The 18,044-nt window shown below is 43.9% G+C and carries 18 protein-coding genes; 8 read left to right on the top strand and 10 right to left on the bottom strand.

The genetic code is table 11. From position 1 onward, the window contains the following. Position 1: 1 nt before the first annotated feature. From NBH06_RS02410 to NBH06_RS02400, 3 genes are all read right to left on the bottom strand, one after another. Positions 2-1,000 carry an NAD(P)H-dependent glycerol-3-phosphate dehydrogenase gene (locus tag NBH06_RS02410; RefSeq protein WP_008861151.1) on the bottom strand — a complete coding sequence of 333 codons (999 nt, stop codon included), beginning with the start codon at positions 998-1,000 and terminating at the stop codon, positions 2-4. A 6-nt stretch (positions 1,001-1,006) separates the two neighbouring features. Beyond that, a complete protein-coding gene (gene lysS, locus NBH06_RS02405; RefSeq protein ID WP_250792587.1) occupies positions 1,007-2,740 on the bottom strand; it encodes a lysine--tRNA ligase in 1,734 nt (577 codons plus the stop codon). A gap of 105 nt (positions 2,741-2,845) precedes the next feature. Continuing rightward, the gene (locus NBH06_RS02400; protein ID WP_008861149.1) at positions 2,846-3,292 is read right to left on the bottom strand and encodes a hypothetical protein; all 447 of its coding nucleotides are present in this window, start codon (positions 3,290-3,292) and stop codon (positions 2,846-2,848) included. A gap of 184 nt (positions 3,293-3,476) precedes the next feature. On the opposite strand from NBH06_RS02400, the gene NBH06_RS02395 reads away from it, so the two are divergent. Beyond that, positions 3,477-5,492: a retaining alpha-galactosidase gene (locus NBH06_RS02395; RefSeq protein ID WP_229090919.1), complete on the top strand. Its 2,016-nt coding sequence runs from the start codon at positions 3,477-3,479 to the stop codon at positions 5,490-5,492. A gap of 59 nt (positions 5,493-5,551) precedes the next feature. Here NBH06_RS02395 and NBH06_RS02390 read toward each other — a convergent pair whose 3' ends face one another. The 4 genes from NBH06_RS02390 to NBH06_RS02375 all read right to left on the bottom strand — a co-directional run bounded on the left by NBH06_RS02390 (position 5,552) and on the right by NBH06_RS02375 (position 8,350). Further along, entirely contained in the window at positions 5,552-6,133 is a 582-nt protein-coding gene (locus NBH06_RS02390; RefSeq protein ID WP_195634023.1) for a hypothetical protein, read from the bottom strand. An 11-nt stretch (positions 6,134-6,144) separates the two neighbouring features. Continuing rightward, a complete protein-coding gene (locus NBH06_RS02385) occupies positions 6,145-6,555 on the bottom strand; it encodes a hypothetical protein (RefSeq protein WP_195634025.1) in 411 nt (136 codons plus the stop codon). 18 nt (positions 6,556-6,573) lie between these two features. Further along, positions 6,574-6,987 (bottom strand): hypothetical protein, encoded by a 414-nt coding sequence (locus NBH06_RS02380; RefSeq protein ID WP_195634026.1) that lies wholly within the window; start codon positions 6,985-6,987, stop codon positions 6,574-6,576. A 442-nt stretch (positions 6,988-7,429) separates the two neighbouring features. After that, a complete protein-coding gene (locus tag NBH06_RS02375; RefSeq protein WP_195634084.1) occupies positions 7,430-8,350 on the bottom strand; it encodes a cation diffusion facilitator family transporter in 921 nt (306 codons plus the stop codon). A 235-nt stretch (positions 8,351-8,585) separates the two neighbouring features. On the opposite strand from NBH06_RS02375, the gene NBH06_RS02370 reads away from it, so the two are divergent. Continuing rightward, complete coding sequence (locus tag NBH06_RS02370) at positions 8,586-9,173, top strand: YqgE/AlgH family protein (protein ID WP_195634028.1); 588 nt, start codon at positions 8,586-8,588, stop codon at positions 9,171-9,173. 22 nt (positions 9,174-9,195) lie between these two features. Here the strand turns inward: NBH06_RS02370 and NBH06_RS02365 are convergent, their stop codons facing one another. Genes NBH06_RS02365 through recR form a run of 3 tightly spaced genes read right to left on the bottom strand, consistent with a single transcriptional unit; the run spans position 9,196 to position 11,574 of the window. Further along, positions 9,196-9,723 (bottom strand): GNAT family N-acetyltransferase, encoded by a 528-nt coding sequence (locus tag NBH06_RS02365; RefSeq protein WP_195634030.1) that lies wholly within the window; start codon positions 9,721-9,723, stop codon positions 9,196-9,198. Beyond that, positions 9,720-10,892: a glycosyltransferase family 2 protein gene (locus tag NBH06_RS02360; protein WP_195634031.1), complete on the bottom strand. Its 1,173-nt coding sequence runs from the start codon at positions 10,890-10,892 to the stop codon at positions 9,720-9,722. Before NBH06_RS02360 ends, NBH06_RS02365 begins: the two co-directional genes overlap by 4 nt. A gap of 58 nt (positions 10,893-10,950) precedes the next feature. Next, a complete protein-coding gene (gene recR / locus NBH06_RS02355) occupies positions 10,951-11,574 on the bottom strand; it encodes a recombination mediator RecR (protein WP_008861140.1) in 624 nt (207 codons plus the stop codon). 240 nt (positions 11,575-11,814) lie between these two features. Between recR and yihA the strand changes: the two genes are divergently transcribed. The 6 genes from yihA (at position 11,815) to NBH06_RS02325 (ending at position 17,941) form a co-directional block, all read left to right on the top strand. Beyond that, on the top strand, positions 11,815-12,420 hold the full coding sequence (yihA, locus tag NBH06_RS02350; RefSeq protein WP_195634033.1) for a ribosome biogenesis GTP-binding protein YihA/YsxC: 606 nt from the start codon (positions 11,815-11,817) through the stop codon (positions 12,418-12,420). A 228-nt stretch (positions 12,421-12,648) separates the two neighbouring features. Beyond that, complete coding sequence (locus NBH06_RS02345; RefSeq protein ID WP_195242106.1) at positions 12,649-13,119, top strand: nucleoside deaminase; 471 nt, start codon at positions 12,649-12,651, stop codon at positions 13,117-13,119. Between the two features lie 43 nt (positions 13,120-13,162). Further along, positions 13,163-13,627, top strand: coding sequence for a DUF4494 domain-containing protein (locus NBH06_RS02340; RefSeq protein ID WP_040295839.1), 465 nt, complete (start codon positions 13,163-13,165; stop codon positions 13,625-13,627). Continuing rightward, complete coding sequence (locus NBH06_RS02335) at positions 13,624-14,304, top strand: YggS family pyridoxal phosphate-dependent enzyme (RefSeq protein WP_155012153.1); 681 nt, start codon at positions 13,624-13,626, stop codon at positions 14,302-14,304. Before NBH06_RS02340 ends, NBH06_RS02335 begins: the two co-directional genes overlap by 4 nt. A 183-nt stretch (positions 14,305-14,487) precedes the next feature. Further along, complete coding sequence (locus NBH06_RS02330) at positions 14,488-15,774, top strand: MFS transporter (protein ID WP_021891911.1); 1,287 nt, start codon at positions 14,488-14,490, stop codon at positions 15,772-15,774. A gap of 133 nt (positions 15,775-15,907) precedes the next feature. Next, a complete protein-coding gene (locus NBH06_RS02325; RefSeq protein ID WP_250792585.1) occupies positions 15,908-17,941 on the top strand; it encodes a transketolase family protein in 2,034 nt (677 codons plus the stop codon). Positions 17,942-18,044: the final 103 nt, after the last annotated feature.

Here is an 18,044-nt window from a genome sequence, read left to right as displayed (position 1 = left end):
ATTACAGAAATGTATCATATATACTTTCAATGGCGTGCCGGGGCAATACTTTTTTGTAGAGTATATCATAAACACATTGCAGTATGGGCATGTTCACCTTGTATCGTTCGTTTATTTCATAAATGCATTTCGTGCCGAAATATCCTTCGGCAATCATCTCCATTTCCATTTTTGCGGCGCTGACGGAGTAACCACGTCCTATCATGGATCCGAAATTGTGATTGCGGCTGAACCGGGAATAGGCGGTAACCAAAAGGTCTCCTAAATATACCGAGTCGCTGATGTTTCTGTCCCGACATGGGGAGACTGCTTGTAAAAAACGATCCATTTCGTTCAAGGCGTTGGATACGAGCATAGCTTGAAAATTATCTCCGCTCTTCATACCATGACAAATCCCGGCGGCTATGGCATAGACATTTTTTAATACGGCAGAATATTCAATGCCTTTTACATCGGAGGAGATAATGGTTTTCAGCTTGGGGCTCGCCAATATGTCGGCGAAACTTCTCGCTTTTTGCAGATCGTTACACCCGATGGTGAGATAGGAGAGCCGTTCGAGCGCTACTTCCTCGGCATGGCATGGCCCCCCGATTACGGCCAAGTGGGATTCCGGCACGTGATAGAAATTTTGCAGGTATTCGGTGACGATCATATTTTCGTCGGGAACGATTCCTTTTATCGCTGTCACGACAAATTTTTTACTGATGTCGGCCGACAGTTTCTTTAAATGGGACTTCATGTAGGGCGATGGAGTCACCAAGAGCAATGTGTCGGCCGCATCGGCGATTTCGTTGATGTCGGAACTGAAATGTATTCGAGATGTGTCGAATGTGACATCGGACAAATATACAGGATTGTGGCCTGTTTGTTTGAAATCGGCGATACGGTCGTCTCGACGCATGTACCATAGGATATTATCGGCATTATTAAGCGCCAGCTTTGCCAAAGCTGTTGCCCAACTGCCACCTCCCATGATCGCTATTTTACCGGGTATAGGCATGGTCGATTATCGTTTTGCGTTTTCTACCCATTCTTTTACATCGTCGATCGTGGGGTTAGCCAGTTTGAGCTTGTATTTTTTGTTAATGCCACAGATTTCTTGATGCATTTTGTTCGGATTGGCTTCTGCTACGTCAGCTACGGTGAGGTATCCTGCTTTTTGAATGGGTGCGACCCATTCGGCAGGAATGTTTATGGTGGTATAGGCCGCTTCGTTATCTCGTTTTTGAACTTTCTCGGGGCGCATTTGCGGGAAGAGGAGAACTTCTTGTATGGTGGTTTGACCTGTCATGAGCATGACGAGCCGGTCCATACCTATTCCCATACCCGATGTGGGCGGCATGCCGTATTCGAGAGCCCGGATAAAGTCATTGTCGATGAACATGGCTTCGTCGTCTCCTTTTTCGGAGAGGCGGAGTTGTTCTTCGAAACGCAACCGTTGGTCGATGGGGTCGTTCAACTCGGAGTAGGCGTTGCAGAGTTCTTTCCCGTTTACCATTAGTTCGAAACGTTCGGTCAGTTCGGGGTTGTTCCGATGACGTTTGGTGAGCGGCGACATTTCGATGGGATAATCGGTGATGAAGGTGGGTTGTATGTAATGGCCTTCGCATTTCTCGCCGAATATTTCGTCGATGATTTTTCCTTTGCCCATTGTTTCGTCGACCTCGACCCCGATTTTTTTGCAAACTTCGCGCAATTGTGCTTCGTCCATGCCGCTGATGTCGATACCCGTGTGTTCCTTGATGGCATCGAGCATAGTGATACGCTTGAACGGAGTTTTGAAATTGATCGTGTTTTCACCGACCTTGACTTCGGTAGTACCGTTTACGTCGAGACAGATTTTTTCTAACATTTTTTCGGTGAAATCCATCATCCAGTTGTAGTCCTTGTAAGAGACATAGATTTCCATACAGGTAAATTCCGGATTGTGCGTTCTGTCCATGCCTTCGTTGCGGAAGTTTTTGGAAAATTCGTACACTCCTTCGAAGCCTCCGACAATCAGCCGTTTCAAATATAATTCATCGGCGATACGCAAATATAGAGGTATGTCGAGCGCATTGTGGTGGGTGATGAACGGACGGGCGGCCGCACCTCCGGGTATCGATTGCAGAATGGGTGTTTCGACTTCCAGATATCCGCGAGAGTTGAAATATTCCCGCATGGAGGTGTACACTTTGTTCCGTTTGATGAATATATCTTTTACTCCTTCGTTTACCACCAAGTCTACATAGCGTTGGCGATAACGGAGCTCGGGGTCTTCGAAAGCGTCGTAGGCTACCCCGTCTTTCATCTTTACGATGGGAAGGGGGCGTATCGATTTGGCGAGTACTGTCAGCTCTTGCGCATGAACCGTTATTTCTCCCATTTGGGTACGGAATACAAATCCGCGAATACCGATGAAATCGCCGATGTCGAGCAGCTTTTTGAATACGGTATTGTATAATTCTTTATCTTCTCCCGGGCAGAGGTCGTCACGCGAAATATAAACTTGGATTCGGCCCTCCGAGTCTTTCAACTCGATGAATGAGGCTTTACCCATGATACGCCGACTCATAATACGTCCGGCTATGGCTACCTGACGAGGAGTTTCCGCACCATCGACGAAATTATTTTTTATTTCCTGAGAATAGGCGTTTACAGGATATTCGGCAGCAGGGTAGGGTTCTATGCCCAATTTGCGCATTTCGTCGAGACTGTTACGACGAATGATCTCTTGTTCGCTTAGGTCGAGAATATTCATAGGTATATGTTTGTAAATTTTCGCAAAAATACAAAACTTTGAGCTAATCCGGCTATGTTTGGCGTAAATTATTGTTATCGAGCGACTGTTATCCCGATGTAAAGTTTATGTTTTCGTGGTATCGTTTTCATCGTCGGAGGGAACCATAATATCGGACTTGTTTTTTAACCATTTGAAGATATTGATTCGCAGTTTGCTTCCCCGGGCTTCGAAGTAATTGTTGAAACACGAATTGATTTCACAGCCATACACCACTAACAGCACGAGAGCCGGTAATATGGGAATCCCGAACGGTGTGCCGAACGCTTCGCCAAAACTCGTGGCGACCAGTATCCAGCAAAGATAGTCGATGATTTTGTTTGCGCTTCGGCGTATCGCCCTGCTTTTGCGTATGGTTTCGCCCCGATGCCGTGCTGCTTCGATTCCGAATTTCAAGTCGGCCAAAACCAATGCGAATGCAGCTAATAGAAACCAACGTATGGGTGAGATAAAATCGGCGGCCCAAGAGAGATACGACACGAGCGAGCCGTTGATGAGATTGCGTTCGTCCATAATTTAAAATTGTATTCAAATATTTCGACGGCAAATTTCGTATCGGGAAGCGGGGAATACATGTCTTGTTTATAAAAAATGAGAAATAAAAGTTTCTTTTCTTTTCGATATGTGACTATTTTGTTATTTTTGCTTTTGTTTATCATTGTATTTTACAGAGTAATAATAAAATAAAGTTAACCTTATGAACATTTTCCAAAAGAGCATTTCCCTTTTCATTGCGGTCATGACGGTATTTGCGGCTCAAGCTAAAAATTATGAAGTAGCTTCGCCCTCGGGAGATTTAAGAGTGGTCGTATCGGTAACGAATTCCGGGACGACTCTGAGCGTGTTTGCTGGAGAAACAGAGGTTTTGGCTCCGTCTCCTATATCTATCACGATAAAAGAAAACAACGAATCTCGAACAAAAGTTTTATGGGGCATGAATTCCAAACAACCCAAAGTTCGCAGGAGTTTTGTAGACGAGATGATTCCGGCTCCTGTTTATAAACGTTTTCAAGTGAAGGATCGTTATAATCAGATGGTTTTGACATCGGGAAAACAGGGGTTGGTTGTGCGGGCTTATGACGATGGAATAGCGTATCGATTGACCTATAAAAGTAATATCCCTTATACAGTATATAACGAACAAGTTGATTTTACATTTTCCGCCGATTATCCGATGTACGCTAGTTATGTAAAACGTGGAGACGATGGTGATTTCGAGTCGCAGTATATCAACTCGTTCGAGAATACTTATGAACATGAATCTATTACCAAATTTAAATCGTCGCGCCTTTTATTTCTTCCTGTGTTGGTAGAGTTGCCTCATGGAATGAAAGTGTGTATAACCGAAGCCGACTTGGATAATTATCCGGGTATGTATTTGGTGGGTGGAGGCGATACTCCGGTCCTTACGTCGCACTTTGCGCCGGTTCCGAAAACGACGGTTCAAGGGGGACATAACATGTTACAAAAGTTTGTTACTTCCCGAGAAGAATATATTGCTCGTGATGCCAATGCCCAACTTCCGTGGCGGGTGATTGCCGTTGCCGGTAATGATGCAGAGTTGGCCGCCAGTGATATCGTGTTCCGTTTGGGGAAACCTCTGCGTATCGCCGATACTTCGTGGATAAAACCGGGTAAGGTGGCTTGGGATTGGTGGAATGCGTGGAATCTCTACGGGGTAGATTTTCGTGCCGGAATCAATAACGAGACGTATAAATATTATATCGATTTTGCTGCGGAGAACGGGATAGAATATGTGATTCTCGACGAGGGGTGGGCTGTGAATAAAAAGGCCGATTTAATGCAGGTCGTTCCTGAAATAGATTTGCCTGAATTGGTAACGTATGCCGACGGGAAAAATGTCGGTTTGATTCTTTGGGCCGGATATTGGGCTTTCCATCGGGATATGGAAAATGTCGTGAAGCATTATGCCGATATGGGGATAAAAGGGTTCAAAGTAGATTTTATGGATAGGGACGACCAAGAGATGGTGCGGTTTATCAATGAAGCTTCGGAATTGTGCGCCCGTTATAATATGTTGGTGGATTTTCATGGAATGTACAAACCTACGGGAGCGCAACGTACATGGCCCAATGTGATCAACTATGAAGGCGTGAATGGTTTGGAACAATTGAAATGGAGCCCGAAAGGATATGACCAAGTGACTTACGATGTACAGATTCCTTTTATTCGTCAGTTTGCCGGACCTATGGACTATACGCAGGGAGCTATGCGCAATGCAATCAAGAAGAATTATAATCCGGTGAATAGTGAGCCGATGAGTCAGGGCACACGCTGTCGTCAGTTGGCTACGTATGTTATTTTTGATTCTCCGTTGAATATGTTGTGCGACAATCCTTCGAATTACAGAAAGGAACCGGAGTGTACGGCTTTCATAGCCCGCATCCCGACTGTGTGGGACGAAACTTTGGGGCTTGACGGGAAAGTGGGCGAATATATTACGATGGCGAGGCGCTCGGGCGATGAGTGGTACGTAGGAGGATTGACAAACTGGGATAAACGGGATATAACTGTCGATCTCTCATTTTTGGGAGAGGGCTTTTATGAGATAGAGCTGTTCAAGGACGGTATAAATGCCGACCGTGCCGCTTGCGATTATAAACGGGTAGTAATGCCTGTTCCCGAAGACCGACAGTTGAAGGTCACTTTATTCCCCGGTGGCGGTTTTGCCGGCCGTATCGAGAGACGGTAGATAGCATGAAATACAGCAAGCGGAGCTTCGAGAAAAAGCTCCGCTTGTTTTTATTGGGTTTATAAATCGTCCATAGCTTCATTGGAAACGACTTCTCCGTTTATTTTGTCGAAGTATTCCAATAAGACAAAACAATTTTCATAACCTTGGTGGGAAATAGATAGTTGAATGCTCCCTTTGGAGGTTTCAAATGAGGTTTGATATTTGCACCGGTCAAATTTAACAAAATGCATTCTTGTTCTATCATCATCGGGCTCGTAAGATTGGAATTCTTCTACACAAACAGCGGGTTCTCCATATTTTTGTGATAGCATGTCTTTTATTGTAAAGTAATTGTCTGATAAAGAAGACCATGTTTCGCAAGAAGGGAATGTGACTGCCGCCTTACAAACTAAATCTTTTTGTTTTAAAGATACAATGCCGATTGTACAATCTTTATAAGCGGCGAATTCTCCCATAAATATAGCGACGCCATTTTCTTTACCAATATAGGTAAGATTTTGTGTTTTCAATTTTTGGACAAAAGAATCTAAACTGCCATCAATGGGAATACCCTTGAATGTAAGATGTTCGGATTCTGTTTGTGCGAAAGTTATTGATGAAATAATTGCGCAGCATAGTAATAAAATTATTTTTCTCATGGCTGTATGTTTTAAAGATTAGTAGAATTTTGAGTTGGATTTATAGGAATAACAAGCCGTTGGTCGGCATCGATAGCCCATTGCACTTGCCACATTCTGCCATCGTGTTGGTCGAGGAGAATGAATGTGTACATGTTTTTTGTGGAATAAAGGGTGAATCGCCCGTTTCCTGCACTGTCGTTTCCGGCAAGGTAATTTTCGTTTAGCACGACTTCCATTCGGTCGTCGCCTTGAATGTCGTATTGTACTTGCCACATGCGACCGTTTCGGGTATCCAATTTGATAAAAGTCCACATATTGGTGGTGGGGAATAATTGGAATGCCGGGGCAGCATTGTTTTGTTGTTTCGGCTTGTCTTCGGGTGTAGAACAAGCCATCAGTCCTGTTAAGAACAAAATGAATAAAAGGGTTGTCTTTTTCATAATTATATAGTTAAATGGTTAGAAATCTATTGTATAGGAGGCTTCGTCGCTCCCTCCATTGGGGAATGTACCGGATTTTTGACTTTTTAAAACAAAAGGCTCTGTGTTCTTGCTTACATATATGCGAATATTATAATTTGTACTTCCTCCACGGCCTTCATGATAAAAACGTGCATATGCATATGCTCGGAACCCTTTTGGAACTGGACCAAATGTTTCGTTGAATTTTCCAGAGAAATCTAAATTCCCTTTTTCGGTTGCAACGTTTCCTCTAACAGAAAAAGCACTGCCATTTGATGTTTCATATCTCACGTAATAGTTATCTTTTGTTTCTGTGTCGGCTTTTTGTGTATCGGGTTCATCAGCATTGGTACAAGCCGAGCATATCAAGAGGGCTAACAATGTACTCAATATTGGGATAATTCTTTTCATTTTTTTCGATTGGTTTAAATATGGAAAAGGCGTGTAACCATTCTTCGCTTGCTTTACGTTTGGTTACCGCCAAGTGACCATATTCCACAACAAGCACAGAACAGCTCACGCCTTTGAAGCGTGAACTTTCGATCTGCTTGTTCTCGTGGAATGAATGTTTGGCGGTATTCAAGATGAAAGAGAACAAGAGCTGAAAGCTCGATTTTATTTTAAGTGTCCGAACGGGAAACGCTTATCCGGGTGTTTATACATCGGGTTAATTGCATTTATGAGGATTCTATACTGTCGTACGCAAATCCCATTGTTTCGTTCGTGTTTTTTTATTTGTTTTCTCCTTTCTTCTTTTAGGGTTTATACTCGATTGAATGATTTCAAAAACAGTTTATTAACGACTGTTCAAATACAAAAATAGGAAAAAATGATAAAACAGTATCTGTATCGCTTAATTTTTTTGCAAATACGGTTCGATGTGGATATTGACCTGCGTCCTTTTCCCGAAAGTGGTTTTGAGCGATTCTTCCACTTGTGTGGCGATGTCGTGCGCTTTGACGATAGACGAATCGGGGTCGACTTTGATGTGCATGTCGATGATGAATGTGTTTCCGTTTTTGCGCGTGCGCAGGTGGTGGAATGCGATGACTCCGGGTGTCTGCTGTATTTTCTCGGCAATATTTTGTTCCACTTCTTCGGGGAGGGACATTTCGAGAAGTTCTTGTATGCTGGGGCGGGCGAGCTTATAAGCGACTCCAAAGATAAATATTCCTACGACGAGAGAGGTTATGGGATCAAGCACACGCCAGCGTTCACCCAGAAACATGGCTCCCGATATGCCTATGAGGGTTCCTATCGAGGAGAAAGCGTCGGAACGGTGATGCCAGCCGTTGGCAATGACAGCCGGACTGTCGATGTTGCGCCCGATTGTGATCGTGTACCAATATAGGCCTTCTTTTACGATGATGGAAACAGCTGCCATAGCGAGAGCCAAATAGGTGGGACGTTCGATAATTTCCCCGTTGAGGACTTCGTATATTTTGATGCTTCCCGAATAAAATATTCCAATGGCGACGACGAAGAGAGCAAAGCTGATGAGCATGGTGGCAAAGGTTTCGAATTTACCATGTCCGTAAGGGTGGTCGCTGTCTTCGTTTTTCGATGAGATTTTAATGAAGATGATAACGATGAAATCTGTGATAAAATCGGATAAGGAGTGTATGCCGTCTGCAACCATGGCACTACTTCGCCCCCATATGCCGGCTATGATTTTTGCGGCAGACAAGATGAGATTGGTAAAAAATCCCACCCAAGTGACCCGTGCGGCTTTTTTCTCCCGGATTACATTCGAGATGTCGTCTTTTCCGTCCATAATGGTGTAATGTTGCTGTACAAATGTAAGGCGTTTCGGGGCTATTTCGTATCGTTTGCTCTGTGTCATCGTTTAATTTATAACGGTTCTACTTAGCCTGTTTACTGTCGTAACAGTTCGAGACCATGCGAAAAGAAATGATTGCAAGAGCGTTTTTTTGTCGGTGAAACTTTACGATTTGTTTTGAACTACGGGATTGAATTTTTATATTTGACAGAGATTTAATCGTATCTGTATGCACGTCGAATCGTTTCATATACGCAGGCGGGTGATGCCGCCTCACCGGGGCGCGTTGTTGGTGGCGGAGCCATTTTTGGACGAAGGGTGTTTCCGCCGAGCGGTTATTTGTTTGGCCGAATATTCGGAGAAGGGTGCGGTGGGGTTTGTGTTGAATAGCCCTACGAGATATGTTCTGAGTGAATTGTTAGAGGGAGAGAACGATATACCTTCCATTCCGGTTTTTTGTGGAGGGCCGGTAGGAACGGATCATTTGTTTTTCTTGCACGATATAGCGTCATTGCCCGGTGCAGTGGAGGTTTCGACGGGGTTGTTCGCTAATGGGGATTTCGATATGCTGCTCGATTTTTTGAGAAGCGACTCTACGGTGCAAAAACATGTGAAGTTTTTGATCGGGTATAGCGGTTGGTCGGCCGGGCAGCTCGACGGAGAATTAAAACAGGAGTCGTGGGCTGTGACGACTATGACTTCGCCGGGCGATTGTCTCGCGGCCGAAGGTGATGCTTTTTGGAGAGAGATAGTAAAGGGTATGGGTGACGGATATAAGTTGTGGCTAAATTCCCCGCAGGAACCTTCGCTCAATTAGATGCCTCTGATGAATTAGGCGCTTATTCCCGATTGAATTTTTGAAATATCAGAGCATCGGCATATCCCTGAGGTAACCGTATCCAATCTTTTAAGCGTGTGCTTTCGTGAAATCCGCATGTCCTGAAAAGCGCTATGCTGGCTGTGTTACAAACGGGAATATGTACATATAATTGATGCAGGTGTAAAAAACGGAAAGCATATTCAATGAATGTTTCGAGGGCATCTCGTCCGAATCCTTGTCGTTTGTGACCGGGATCGATGAGGAGACCTATCGCTGCTTTACGGTTTGTGGTATCGTAGTCGAAACAGTCTATCGCACCGATAACTTGGCGGCTCTCTTTTCGCATGATTATGAGCCTTAATTGTTTGTCCCGAGCGATGTCGGCCGTATAGTTTTCGATGTATTGTTTCAACAGATAACGCGAGAAGGGCGATACGGTACTTCCGTATATCCACAGGGACGAATCATTTTCCCAGCGGTAAAGGGCATCGAGGTCTTCGGGTTCTACCGCTCGCAGTTCTATTTGTTTGCCGGTGAGGTAGTTCATGGTTTCGTATAGGTTTGTTGGGGTGAAATGATGATTTCTGAGTCGGGAGTATAGATGAGGAAATGGTTACGGACGTCGCTTTTTGATTGTATGGTTTCTATGATTTCCCGATAGGAAAGTAGTCCCGAATCTAATATGATATGCCGGTCGTCTTGTCGTTCAGATGACGACGGAATTTCATCGGCTGACCATATAGGCGTGTAGTGTTTTATACCCGGAATCAATCGGGCTATGGTTTGCGGGGTGCGGGAGAGAATATACCATTTTCCTTTCTCTTTCTTATCGGTTTTTCCATGCTTATGAAACGGAAAGGAGACGACTCGGTAAGCAGCGGCTAACGAGGCTCGGAAGAATATAGAGAATTTTACGGCGAGGTAATACCCTTTGCTGTAATGCGGGTAATGCTTTTTGAAAAAAATGAGCATGGCTTCATAAAAGACACGGACGTATCGCAGGCTTCCTTTTTTCGTGCTCTCTCCTTTGTAATGTATAATAGGAGTCGGCAGGAAGTAATTGGTGTATCCTGCAAGGACGAGCCGATAGGAGAGATCGATGTCTTCGCCGTACATGAAAAAACTTTCGTCGAGTAGCCCGCTTTTGTCCAGTGTTTCACGTCTTATGAACATGAATGCACCCGAAAGAATGTCTATGGGGTGGCATTCGTCGGGAGAGAGGTATTTCATGTGATAACGACCGAAAATGCGGGAATGGGGGAATAATGCCGAGAGCCCGAAAATCTTGCAGAACGATACCCACGGAGTGGGGAATCCTCTTTTGGATTCCGGTAGAAACCGTCCGTCACCATCGAGCATTTTTACCCCGGTTCCTCCGGCTTCGGGGTGAGCTTCCATAAATTGGAAAACTTCGTATAACGTATTTTCGGCTATTACAGTGTCGGGGTTAAGTAACAGAACATATTTCCCGGTGGATTGTTCGATGGCTTGGTTATTGGCTCGTGCGAATCCTACGTTTTCGGTATTGGCGATGAATCGGACTTCGGGAAACCGGGGTATGAGGTAATCGAGCGAGTCATCTTGCGAGTGGTTGTCCACGACAAAGATCTCGACTTCCATCGGGTATGTCTTTAATGCAGCCCGTACCGACCGAAGCGATTGCTCCAAAAAGTATTTTACACGGTAATTGACAATAACGACACTGATTTTTACCACAAGACAGAATCTCTAATATTATAATGTATAACGGCAGTCTAATGAAAATAGTATAATATTATCCTTTGAAACTTTCGCTGAATAACGTGCGGTTGAGAATGGAACGCCCCAATGTGATTTCGTCGGTGTATTCCAGCTCTCCGCCTATGGATACTCCTCTGGCGATGATGGTGATTTTAACATCGAACGGAGCCAACTTCCTGAATATGTAGAAATTGGTCGTGTCGCCTTCCATCGTGGCGCTGAGTGCGAGTATTACCTCTTTTATTCCACCGGAGGCGACTCGGTCTACCAAACTTTCGATTTCGAGGTCGGCCGGACCTATGCCGTCCATCGGGGAGATGACCCCCCCCAATACGTGATAAAGCCCGTGGAATTGGCGAGTGTTCTCGACTACCATCACCTCTTTCACATTCTCGACAACGCACAACGTGGAGGCATCGCGCGAAGGGTCGCCACAAATGGTACAGGTATCCGAGTCGGATATGTTATGGCAAATGTGGCAACGTTTGATTTCTTTGCATAACTTGATAATGGTATTACCGAATTTTTCGGCTTCGCCCTCTTCTTGTCTTAACAAATGCAGAACCAAACGTAAAGCCGTTTTCCTACCGATACCCGGTAGTTTGGCAAATTCGTTTACCGCATTTTCGAGAAGAATAGAAGAATATTGTTGGTCCATAAGGGTTGTTCCTTTTCACGAGTTTGCAAATATACAAAAAGGTGAGTGCAGAGGCAAACCGAAATCTTATTTCTGACTTGACTATGTCGAACCGCATCCTATATTCGTATCTACAAATATAGGAAATATCCGTTGGTTATTGTCCTGTATGTCATATTTTGGGACAGAGAAAAAAACAGCGTTGTCGTCAAATCGGGAAAAATGAGTATTTTTGCATGGATTGTCAAAGTTAAATAATATATGGAAATAAAAAACGCCCGGTTTGTGATTAGCAGCAGCCATGTGAAAGACTGCCCATCGCACGGATTACCCGAATATGCTTTTATCGGACGTTCCAATGTGGGAAAGTCGTCGTTGATAAATATGTTGACTTGTAAGAAAGGGTTGGCGATGACCTCGTCTACACCGGGAAAGACGATGCTTATCAATCATTTTTTGGTCGATGATAGTTGGTACTTGGTCGATTTGCCGGGTTATGGATATGCCCGCCGAGGCAAAGAGAGCCGAGAGGCATTGCGGGAAATGATAGAGGGGTATGTGCTTTATCGCAAGGAAATGACTTGTCTTTTTGTCCTGCTCGATTGTCGGCACAAACCTCAAAAGATAGACCTCGAATTCATGGAATGGTTGGGTGAAAACAGCGTGCCTTTTGCCATTGTATTTACAAAAACGGATAAGATTGGCCCCGTAGTATTGAAAGAGCATATCGAGTATTACAAACAGGTGCTGCATGAATCTTGGGAAGAATTGCCTCCCATTTTCGCTACATCGTCGGAAAAAAAACGGGGGCGTGAAGAGTTGCTCGATTATATCGATCGCGTGAATAAAAGTTTGAAAGAAGCTTAAAATAGGGACATACTTTTTTAAGTATATTTTTTTCGTTGAATCTGTTTTGTAACTTTGCAAGTAATGCAAAATAGACAATATACAGTGCAATCGAATAAATTCGTTTTATTCATGTCGTCTTTTTGTAGTGAAAGTGAGAAATAGGCATAGTTATAAGCGGAGATGTGCAGCCCTTTTTATTTGCTCTCATTGAAGACTTTATAAATTAATGTGAATTGTTCTTGACGTATGTGTGAAAAAGAATCATTTATGAGAGAGGCTATAAAGTTGTCTCTCGATAATATAGATCACGACGGGGGGCCGTTCGGTGCGGTGATTGTGAAAGATGGAAAAATCATAGCGCGGGGGGCAAATCGTGTGACGGCATCGGTCGATCCTACGGCGCATGCAGAAGTAAATGCGATTCGTGAAGCAGCCCGGGTATTGGGGACATTCGATTTGAGCGGATGCGAGATCTATACTTCTTGCGAGCCTTGTCCCATGTGTTTGGGAGCCATTTATTGGGCGCATCTCGACAAAGTGTATTACGGAAATACGAAGGCGGATGCCAAGGAGATAGGATTCGATGACTCGTTTATTTACGACGAATTGGCTTTACCTTTGGAAAAACGCCATTTGAATGTAGTCCCGATGATGCGCGGCGAAGCTATCAAGGCTTTTGAAAAATGGGAAAACAAGAGTGATAAAATAGAATATTAACAACCGAGGGTGCAGGAGCACCTTCTTTTTTGAATGCAAAAATATGGCTAATTGGTTTGAGTGCAGAGTTAAGTACGATAAGATGCTGGAAAACGGCATGCAAAAAAAAGTGACAGAGCCCTATTTGGTGGATGCTTTATCGTTTACCGAAGCGGAAGCTCGTATTATTGAGGAGGTATCTCCGTTTATCTCGGGGGAATTTTCTGTTTCGGCGGTGAAGCGAGCTAATTTCAGCGAGCTTTTTTTCGATGAAACAGGTGATCGGTGGTATAAATGTAAACTCAATTTTATCACTCTCGACGAGAAAAGCGGTATGGAAAAGCGTACGGCATCGTATATGCTTGTGCAAGCCGCAGATTTTGAAACGGCATTGAAAAACTTGGTGGAAGGCATGAAAGGAACAATGGCCGACTGGGTGATTGTTTCTATTACAGAAACTCCGTTGATGGACGTTTATCCGTTTGATCCCGAAAGAAAAACAAAAGAAGAAGATCGTCCGCAAGAATGAGTGATATAGCCCGACATATAGAGCGAATTCGTCAAGAGTTACCTGCTGGAACTCGGTTGGTGGCGGTCTCGAAATTTCATACGGCCGAAACCATAATGGAGGCTTATGAGGCGGGACAGCGTATTTTCGGGGAGAGCCGAGTACAGGAACTTGTTGAAAAGTATGAGGTTTTGCCTAAGGATATAGAATGGCATTTTATAGGTCATTTGCAAACCAATAAAGTGAAATATATTGTCCCGTTCATTACTCTTATTCATAGCGTGGATAGCGAAAAGCTCCTTTCGGTTATAGAAAGCGAGGCGGCCAAATGCGGTCGAGTAGTCGATTGCCTTCTTGAAATCCACGTGGCGCAAGAGGATAGTAAATATGGCTTTACGCCTGATTCTTGCCGGGAATTGTTACAAGGCGGTTCCTCGGAGAAATATCCTCATGTAAGGATATGTGGATTGATGGGTATGGCCACCCAGACAGATGATGAGGATTGTATAGAGCGAGAATTCAGTGCTTTGAAAAAATTGTTCGATGAGGTGAAAGGTTCGAGCTCGGTCGATTCTTCGGCATTTTGTGAATTATCGATGGGAATGTCACATGATTATCCGTTGGCTTTACGACATGGCAGTACGTTGGTGCGTATAGGAACGTCTATATTCGGGGAACGTGTTTATTCATGTTTTTGAATGACAATCTGAATGTGAGTTTTGAAAGTTTTTATGCTCAAAAACATGCTGCTATCGTATCTGTTGATGGATAATTAACATTACTTTTGCTCTCAATTTTGTATTTTTTGATGTGCAAAGGGTAAAATATCTATTGTAAAAGAAATAAAACACACATAAATTCATTAATTAAAATCTTATAAAATGAGTACAGAGCAGAAAAAGAACTATGCACTTCCCATTATAGTGATGTTTGCATTGTTCGCCATGATTTCGTTTGTGACAGGGCTTCAGAATCCGATGGGAGTCATTGTTAAAAGTCAGTTCGGAGCCAGTAACTTTATGTCGCAGTTGGGAAATGCGGCTAACTTTATCGCTTATGCCTTTATGGGAATTCCGGCCGGTATGCTGTTGCAGCGCATTGGTTATAAGAAGACCGCGCTTCTTGCCGTAACCGTCGGGTTTATCGGTGTAGGTATCACTTTCTTGTCGGGTATCGCCGAAAGTTTCGCCGTGTATTTGGTGGGCGCTTTCATTTCCGGTTTTTCCATGTGTATGTTGAATACGGTAGTGAATCCTATGTTGAATACTCTTGCCGGCGGTGGAAACAAAGGAAATCAATTGATTCAATTAGGTGGTTCGTTCAACTCGATTAGTGCGACTATTGTACCGGTGTTGGTAGGTTATTTGATCGGTGATTTGGCTCAGGCTAAAATTTCCAATGCCGACCCTGCCTTGTTCTTGGCAATGGGTATTTTTGCTTTGGCATTTGTCGTTTTATATTTTGTAAATATTCCAGAACCTCATATCGTAAAAACTTCTGCCAAAAAGGAGAAGAGTAAACATAGCGCACTTTCTTTCCGCCATTTTGTGTTGGGAACTGTTGCTATCTTTATATATGTAGGTGTTGAAGTCGGCATTCCTAATTTTGCCAATTTGTTTATGACTTCACCTGAGATAAACATCGATCCAACGATTGCCGGATCGGTTGTAGGGACATATTGGTTCTTGATGATGATCGGTCGTTTGTGCGGGGCCTCTATCGGAGCGAAGGTGTCCAGTCGCGCGATGTTGACGGTTGTATCGACAGTGGGTATCGTGTTGGTATTGGGTGCGATATTCTGTGCAGATAATATATTGGTAAATATGCCTGTATTTAAGTCCGATATTTCATTCGGCTTTGCCCAAGTTCCTGTAAACGTGATGTTGTTGATTCTTTGCGGACTTTGTACTTCTGTGATGTGGGGCGGTATTTTCAACCTTGCAGTAGAAGGGTTGGGCAAATATACAGCAGCAGCTTCTGGTCTGTTTATGGTTATGGTTTGCGGTGGCGGTATATTGCCTTTGATTCAAGGCGGTGTAGCCGATTTCGCTGGATTCTTGAATAGTTATTGGGTAATTGCGTTGGGATTGGCTTATATTTTATTCTATGCTGCCATAGGTAGTAAGAATGTTAATACAGATATTCCGACCGATGATTATGAGGCGTAACTATTTATTTAATAGATAAGATTTAGTAAAGAGAGTGAAGATGCTTCTTCACTCTCTTTGTCTTTTTGTGAACTTTTGGCGGTTTTTGTGTTTGTATACTCATGAATTGTATTATTTTTGTAAAAAAATTCCCATGAACGATACGAACTTATTAAACAAATCGGCCGACAATATCAGAGTATTGACGGCGGCGATGGTTGAAAAAGCCAAATCGGGTCACCCCGGAGGTGCTATGGGGGGAGCTGATTTTATCAATGTGTTATATTCCGAGTTTTTAGTGTACGATCCGGCGGATCCGAAATGGATAAATCGTGATCGTTTCTTTTTAGATCCCGGGCACATGTCCCCGATGCTTTATAGTGTATTGGCTATGTCGGGGTTTTATACGATGGACGATTTGAAGTCGTTTCGTCAATGGGGCAGTATAACTCCCGGCCACCCCGAAGTCGATGTAATGCATGGTATTGAGAATACGTCGGGACCTTTGGGTCAGGGACATACGATGGCTGTCGGCGCTGCTATCGCCGAGCGTTTTATGGCTGCTCGTTTCGGCGAATGGTGTAGTCATAAAATTTATGCGTTTATTTCCGATGGAGGTATTCAAGAGGAGATTTCTCAGGGTGCAGGTCGTTTGGCCGGATTCTTGGGATTGCATAATTTGATTATGTTCTATGATAGTAACGACGTACAACTTTCGACTGATACAGATGCGGTAACCGATGAAGATACTGCTGCGAAGTATAGGTCGTGGAATTGGAATGTCGTGGAAATAGACGGAACCGATCCGGTAGCTATTCGTGATGCTTTGGCGTTGGCTAATCGTGAAACCGAGCGTCCGACTCTGATTATAGGGAAAACCATTATGGGACGTGGGTGTGTAACGGTTACGGGAGAGAAATTCGAGGGAAAATATTCTACGCATGGACAGCCTTTGAGTAAGTCGGGCGCATCTTATGAAAAGACCATTGAGAATTTAGGCGGAAATGTGGAAAATCCGTTTGTGATATTCCCTGAAACCGCCGGACTGTATGCCCGTCGAGCAGAGGAATTGAAAGCGATTGTCGCAGAACGTAAATCGGCGCAAGCTGCGTGGGAGAAAGAAAACCCCGAATTGGCCAGAGAGTTGCACGATTTTTATGCCGGAAAACTTCCTGCGCTTGACTTCTCATCGATAGAGTATAAACCGAATGTCGCTACTCGGACTGCTTCGGCAAACGTTTTGGCTTATTTGGCGGAACGGGTGAAAAATATGGTCGTTTCTTCGGCCGATTTGGCAAATTCGGATAAGACAGAGGCTTTTTTGAAGAAGACAGGAGCTTTTGCGAAGGGTGATTTCCACGGAGCATTTTTGCATGCGGGGGTCGCTGAATTGACTATGGCGGCGATTATGAACGGTATATTGTTGCATGGAGGAATGCAGGCTGCTTGTGGAACATTCTTTGTTTTCTCTGACTATATGAAACCGGCAGTTCGTATGGCGGCTTTGATGGAATTGCCCGTGAAATATGTTTGGACGCACGATGCTTTCAGGGTGGGAGAAGATGGGCCTACTCACGAGCCGGTAGAGCAGGAAGCTCAAATACGGTTGATGGAGCAGTTGAAGAATCATAGCGGCAAAAATAGTGTGTTGGTTCTGAGGCCGGCCGATAGTGCCGAAACTCTTGTTTCTTGGAAATTGGCTATGGAGAATAAGGATACACCGACGGCATTGATTCTTTCCCGTCAAGATGTCCCCGATTTACCGTCGGCTTCGGGCAGTCGTTATAACGATGCATTACAAGCAGAGAAAGGCGCTTATATATTGATGAAAGACGAGACTCCCGATGTTGTATTGGTAGCCAATGGATCGGAGGTCTCTACCTTAGTCGGCGCTGTAAATATATTGCATGATAAGGGAGTGCGGGTACAGATTGTCTCGGCTCTTTCGATAGGTCTATTTTTGGAGCAGCCTTTATCGTATAGAAACGCGGTAATACCTCCCGGGTTGCCGGTGTTTGGGTTGACGGCCGGTTTGCCTTCGACTTTGTTCCCGTTGGTGGGCAGTGAGGGCAAAGTGTATGGATTGGATCATTTCGGTTATTCTGCGCCATATAAGGTTCTTGATGAAAAATTGGGATTTACCTCGGATAATATCGCTCGGGAAATTATTGAATTTGTAGAGAAATAAGTATTTAGAGAAATTTAAGCAAAGTCGTTTTTCTTTTTTTTATAGAAGAACGACTTTGTTGTAAATTTAAATAAAATTTGTTTGTCGAATAAAATAAATCAAT

It is taken from the genome of Barnesiella sp. B2-R-119 (assembly GCF_023656675.1).
Taxonomy (GTDB): Bacteria; Bacteroidota; Bacteroidia; order Bacteroidales; family Barnesiellaceae; genus Barnesiella; species Barnesiella intestinihominis.
The sequence above is the reverse complement of the archived record's forward strand: the minus strand, read 5'-3'. Positions and strand labels throughout refer to the sequence as shown.